The sequence below is a fragment of the Arthrobacter sp. 10T413_2 genome, from assembly GCF_056394205.1.
In genome coordinates this window covers 1-5,517 of record NZ_JBFTHK010000231.1, presented here as the reverse complement: position 1 = coordinate 5,517, position 5,517 = coordinate 1, and the positions used below count along the sequence as shown (strand labels likewise).

General features: G+C 67.3%; 6 protein-coding genes. 1 reads left to right on the top strand and 5 read right to left on the bottom strand.

The features are described 5' to 3' along the window. A partial coding sequence (mtrA, locus tag AC1DBQ_RS21245; RefSeq protein WP_476930397.1) for an MtrAB system response regulator MtrA occupies positions 1-591 on the bottom strand: 591 nt, incomplete at its 3' end. A 182-nt stretch (positions 592-773) separates the two neighbouring features. Between mtrA and AC1DBQ_RS21240 the strand changes: the two genes are divergently transcribed. Further along, entirely contained in the window at positions 774-1,481 is a 708-nt protein-coding gene (locus AC1DBQ_RS21240) for a DUF4166 domain-containing protein (protein ID WP_476930396.1), read from the top strand. Between the two features lie 39 nt (positions 1,482-1,520). Here the strand turns inward: AC1DBQ_RS21240 and AC1DBQ_RS21235 are convergent, their stop codons facing one another. The 4 genes from AC1DBQ_RS21235 to AC1DBQ_RS21220 all read right to left on the bottom strand — a co-directional run. After that, positions 1,521-2,564 carry a uroporphyrinogen decarboxylase/cobalamine-independent methonine synthase family protein gene (locus AC1DBQ_RS21235; protein ID WP_476930395.1) on the bottom strand — a complete coding sequence of 348 codons (1,044 nt, stop codon included), beginning with the start codon at positions 2,562-2,564 and terminating at the stop codon, positions 1,521-1,523. A 2-nt stretch (positions 2,565-2,566) separates the two neighbouring features. Next, positions 2,567-2,986, bottom strand: coding sequence for a chorismate mutase (locus AC1DBQ_RS21230; protein WP_476930394.1), 420 nt, complete (start codon positions 2,984-2,986; stop codon positions 2,567-2,569). A 275-nt stretch (positions 2,987-3,261) separates the two neighbouring features. Beyond that, positions 3,262-4,962 (bottom strand): ABC transporter ATP-binding protein, encoded by a 1,701-nt coding sequence (locus tag AC1DBQ_RS21225; RefSeq protein ID WP_476930393.1) that lies wholly within the window; start codon positions 4,960-4,962, stop codon positions 3,262-3,264. Then, a partial coding sequence (locus AC1DBQ_RS21220) for an ABC transporter permease (RefSeq protein ID WP_476930392.1) occupies positions 4,959-5,517 on the bottom strand: 559 nt, incomplete at its 5' end. The genes AC1DBQ_RS21225 and AC1DBQ_RS21220, both read right to left, overlap by 4 nt.

Sequence of the window (5,517 nt, the reverse complement as noted above, 5' to 3'; positions counted from 1 at the left end):
CCGTTGGACATGGACATTGACCAGCCTGGTGTCGGCGGCGTGCCGGTAGCCCCAGACCTGCTCAAGGAGAAGTTCACGGGTGAACACCTGCCACGGCTTGCGGGCCAGGGCGACGAGCAGGTCGAATTCCAGCGGCGTCAGGGAAATCCGGTCGTTGCCGCGGCTGACCAGGTGGCCCGCGACGTCGATCGTGACGTCGGCGATCCGCAAGGTTTCCGGGGCCTTCTGGTCGCCCGGACGGAGCCGTGCCCGGACCCGGGCCACGAGCTCGGCGGGCTTGAACGGCTTGGGCACGTAGTCATCGGCACCGGACTCGAGGCCGCGGACGACGTCCGAGGTGTCCGCTTTGGCGGTCAGCATCACGATCGGCACGTCAGATTCGGCGCGGACCTGGCGGCAGACCTCGATGCCGTCCATCCCTGGCAGCATGAGGTCAAGCAGGACGAGGTCCGGCTTGGAGGAGCGGAACACGTCCAGCGCCTGTCCACCGTCGGCGCAAAAKACGGGTTCAAAGCCGTCATTGCGCAGCACAATACCGATCATCTCGGCGAGCGCCTCGTCATCATCCACTACCAGAATGCGTGCCTTCATAGTTATATATTCCCCCATTGAWTTCTCTTTGTCGTATCGGGCGGCTCTCCGGCATGGCGCAGGCGGGCGTGCCGCGGCCGCCGGGACCACGCTGGTGCGCCGGAACGTTGTGACAATTGCCGCGTTGTCCTGCATGCTGTGGACAGGCCCAGTGAACCGGCCCCGGACCGCAGGAGGAACCCGTGAACACCCCCATTTATGAGCGCGCCCTGGGCAGTGACTTTGCCCGACTGCAGCCGGAACTCCAAGCGTACTTCTCCCTGGCGCCGGGATCCGGCCACTACGGCGTCGGCGAGGGGGTGTTCGACGTCGTCGGCTGCCGCCAGGCCTGGCTGCGCCCCCTCCTGCGGCTCACCGCCGGCGAGCAGGCCTTCTTCCCCGAATACGGCGAGGGCGTTCGTTTCCGGATCGAGAACCACGCCCACCTGGACCCGTTCGGCAGGTCAAGCCTGACGGCCCGGCGGGAAATCTTCTTCCCGGGAACCACCCGGCTGTTCCACGACACCACGAGCTTTGACGACTCCGGGAGCAGGCCGGGACTCGTGGACTATGTCGGCCGGTTCCGGCGGCTCGTCACGGACCTCAACCTCAGCGTCACGCCGGAAGGCCGGCTCCGCGGCGTGTCCGAGGCGTCCCGCCTGTTCCTGGGACCGCTGCGGATTCCGCTGCCGGCCGCCCTCGACGCCAAGGCCTATGCCGAGCAGTGGTGGGAGCCGCAGGACGGCGGCCGGCACCGCATCCAGGTCAAGGTGATCMAGCCCCAGCTCGGCCTGGTGCTGGTGTACGCCGGCCATTTCGACTACCGGCTCGAGCCCTACCCCGACGGTGCCACGGCGCCGGGCTACCTGCCCGGGTATGCCCGCCCGGACGGCTGGGAKAGCAGGGCCTGACCCGGAAGTTCCGCCAGTCCCAAGAGTCCCGGAGGACCGCTAGCCGAGGGCGAGCTGGTTGAGCCCGTCCGCCACCTGGGTCAGCCGGGTCAGGACCGCGGTCGCCGCGGCGGGCGAGTGCCGTGCCAGCCCCTCCGACGGCGTGACCCTGATGGCGCCCAGTGTGGATGCGGGAAGACCCAGCTGCCGCCAGGGCCGCCACACGTTATCCACGACGTCGCGGACCTTGGGCAGCGCCGCGGCGGGGTCCGCCACGTCCAGCGCTCCGGCCCAGAGCATTTTGCCGGCCTCCACGGCGGCGGCGAGCTGTTCCCACTGGCGCGAGGTCAGTGCCCGGAGCGGGACGGCGATTCCGTCCGCGCCCGCCGCCAGGATCCGCTCAAACGGCGCCTCGACCTCGGAGACGGCCACCACGGTTTCGACGGCGCCCGCGGCGCGGAGCGCGTCGATGACCAGCTGCCAGGACTCGGTGACTTCCCGGCCGGGCACAGAGCGCAGCGTCCGGTACCCGCTGGCGGTGGGAATGGTGCCGGCCAGCACGGAGGCGATGTCCGGCTCGTCGATCTGGACCACGATCCGGGCACCCGGGGCGGCCGCGGCCACGCGCTTGAGGTAGCCTTCCACGCCGGCTGCGAGCGATTCCGCAATCTCCCGCCGGGCGCCGTAGTCAATCAGTGCCCGCTCCCCGTTGTGGAGGTGGAGGCCGGCGGCCAGGCTGAGCGGCCCGCGCAGCTGGATTTTGATATCGTCCGAGGGCGCTTCCTCGGCCCCGATGACGTCCGCCAGGACGTTAATGTCGGTGGACAACGCCGATTTCGCCCGTTGCAGGTCCTTGCCCGGACGGTCAACGAGCCGCCACCCGTGTGGCTGGACGTCGACGGCGAGTTCCACAAGCAGGGATGCGGTGCGGCCCAGGGCATCGGAGCCGACGCCGCGGCCGGGAAGCTSGGCCAGGAACGGCAGGTGAGGGCTGCCCAGTTCACCACKGATGATGCGGGCGGCCTCGGCCGGGTCCTCGCCGGGCCACGGACCCAGGCCCGTCGCGGTGACTTGGCCGGGGGTGGGCAACGCTGCTGCGGCCATGGTTAGGCGTTTGCGGTGCGGTCGGCGCCCGCCGGGCCGGAGGCCTGGGCGGCTGCTTGGTGGTCCTCGGCGATKGCCTCGTGGTGGCGGATGACCTCGCCGATGATGAAGTTCAGGAACTTCTCCGCGAAGGCCGGGTCCAGATGGGCCTCGGCGGCGAGGTGCCGCAGCCGGGCGATCTGCGCCGCTTCACGGCCGGGGTCGCCGGCGGGAAGTTTGTGCGCGGCCTTGAGGAAGCCGACCTTCTGGGTGGCCTTGAAGCGCTCGGCGAGGAGGAAAACGAGGGTGGCATCGATGTTGTCGATGCTGGAGCGGATCGACAACAGCTCCGCCATCACCGCAGGATCCACCGAACYGGCCAGGGAACTTGCCGCCGGGTCGTAGGAATCGGTGTCAGGAAGATTGAGGTTCTGCTCGGTCATTGACCCAGTCTAGGGGCACGCCGGCTAATGCTTTCTGCTGTTAAGCACCGTTGCAGGCGGGGGCCGCAGGCAAAGAGGCAGGCAAAGAACAGGCAAACAGGCAGGCAAAAAGGGAGGCAGACTGGCGGGCAAAGAACCGCGCGCAAGCCKAACACAATGTCATGAACAAAGCGGGACACAAAATGGACATGCCCACCGTTCGTGGCGAACGGCGGGCATGTCCATTGGTGGTGTCTCCTGCGGCCGGCAGCGGTCCGGCCGGCAAGCTTCCGCAGTTAGCTGTGCAGCACAGCCCGGAAGGCCTCGCGCCGTCTGGCCTGTTCGTCCGGATCCGGAACGGGCAGCGAGGCAATGAGCTTCTTCGTGTAGTCGTGCTGCKGGTTGCCCATGACCTGGTTGCCKAGGCCCTGCTCCACCATCTTGCCCTTGTAGAGCACGCCGACCCAGTGGGAGAGCATGTCCACGACGGCGAGGTCATGGCTGATGAACAGGCAGGCGAAGCCGAACTGCTGCTGGATCTCCTTGAACAGTTCCAGTACCACGGCCTGCACGGAGACGTCCAGGGCCGACGTCGGCTCATCGGCGATGAGCAGCTTCGGGTTCAGGATGAGCKCCCGTGCCAAGKAGGCGCGCTGACGCTGCCCGCCGGAGAGTTCATGCGGGAACCGGTCAGCGTACGACGCCGGCAGCTGCACGGATTCGAGCAGCTCACCCACCCGCTTGCGCGCCTCGGCCGGGCTCGGGTTGGAGTGGATGATCAGCGGTTCCGCCACGCAGTCGCCGATGGTCAGCTGCGGGTTGAAGGAGGCAGCCGGGTCCTGGAACACGAAGCCGATCTCCTTGCGKAGCGGTTTGAAGGTGCGCTCCTTGAAGTTCAGCATTTCGTAGCCCAGCACCTTGAGGCTGCCGCCGGTGGTCCGGTTGAGGCCGGCGATYGCCCGGCCGATCGTGGTCTTGCCGGAGCCCGACTCCCCCACGAGGCCGAAGACTTCGCCTTCGGACACGGTGAAGCTGACGCCGTCGACGGCCTTGAAGGCCGGGCTGCCCAGCCGTCCCGGATACTCGATGGTCAGGTTTTTGGCCTCGACCAGCACTTTGCCGCCCTGGTGGGCGCGTTCCGTCATGCCTTCGGACGCGGAATTGCGGCCCAGGTGCGGGACGGCTGCCAGGAGCTTCTTGGTGTAGTCCTCCTTGGGCTGGGCGAACAGCACCCGTGAGGAAGCCTCCTCCACGACATCGCCTTGGTACATGACCACCACGCGGTCGGCGAGGTCGGCGACAACGCCCATGTTGTGGGTGATCAGCACGATGGACGTTCCGTACTTGTCGCGCAGGTCCCGCAGCAGTTCCAGGATCTCCGCCTGGACGGTGACGTCCAGGGCGGTCGTCGGCTCGTCGGCCACAATGAGGCCAGGGTTCAGGGCCAGTGCGGCGGCAATTACGACGCGCTGCTTCTGGCCGCCCGAGAACTGGTGCGGGTAGTAGTTGACCCGTGTCTCCGGGTCCGGGATGCCCACCTTGCGGAGGGCTTCGACGGCCCGCGCCTTCGCCTCCTTGGCAGAGATCTTGTGGCCGCTGGTGTCGGCGTGCGCCCGGATGCCTTCGGCGATCTGCCAGCCGACCGTGTAGACCGGATTGAGTGCCGTGGAGGGTTCCTGGAACACCATGGCGACGTCGCGGCCGCGGATCTGCCGCAGTTTGGCCGCGCTGACGGTGATGACGTTGTTGCCGTTGATCAGCACAGCGCCCTGGCTGGTTGCCGTTTCCGGCAGGAGCCCCAGGATGGTCTTGGCCGTCACGGTCTTGCCGGATCCCGATTCGCCAACGATGGCGAGGACCTCGCCGGGGTTGACCTCAAGGCTGACGTCCTTGACGGCGAAGACGTCGCCGCTGTCGGTTGCGAACGTGACCTTGAGGTGGTCGATGTCCAGGACGGGGCCGGAGCCTGTGCCCGGCCGGTCGATGTTGGTGGTCATGAACTGCTCGATTCTGCTTCAGGAGCGGCCTGCGTGGCGGGGGCAGGAGCCTTCTTGCTTCCGGCTTTCTTGCGGCCCCTGAGCCGTGGATCGTTGAGATCGTTCATGCTCTCACCGACGAGGGTCAGGCCGAGAACGGTCAGGACGATGGCCGTACCGGGGTAGACGCCCGTCCACCAGATGCCCGACGAGGCGTCAGCTATGGCCTTGTTGAGGTCGTAGCCCCACTCGGCGGCGGAGGACGGTTCGATGCCGAACCCGAGGAAGCCGAGCCCCGCCAGGGTCAGGATCGCCTCGGAGGCATTCAGCGTGAAGATCAGCGGCAGCGTGCGGGTCGCGTTCTTGAAGATGTGGCGTCCCATGATGCGGACGCTGGATGCACCCACCACCTTGGCTGATTCGACGTACGGCTCTGCCTTCAGCCGGATGGTTTCGGCACGGATGACGCGGAAGTACTGCGGGACGAACACCACCGAGATGGAGATGGAGCAGGCAACGATGCCGCCCCAGAAACTGGACTGGCCGTGGTTGATGACGATTGACATCACGATGGCC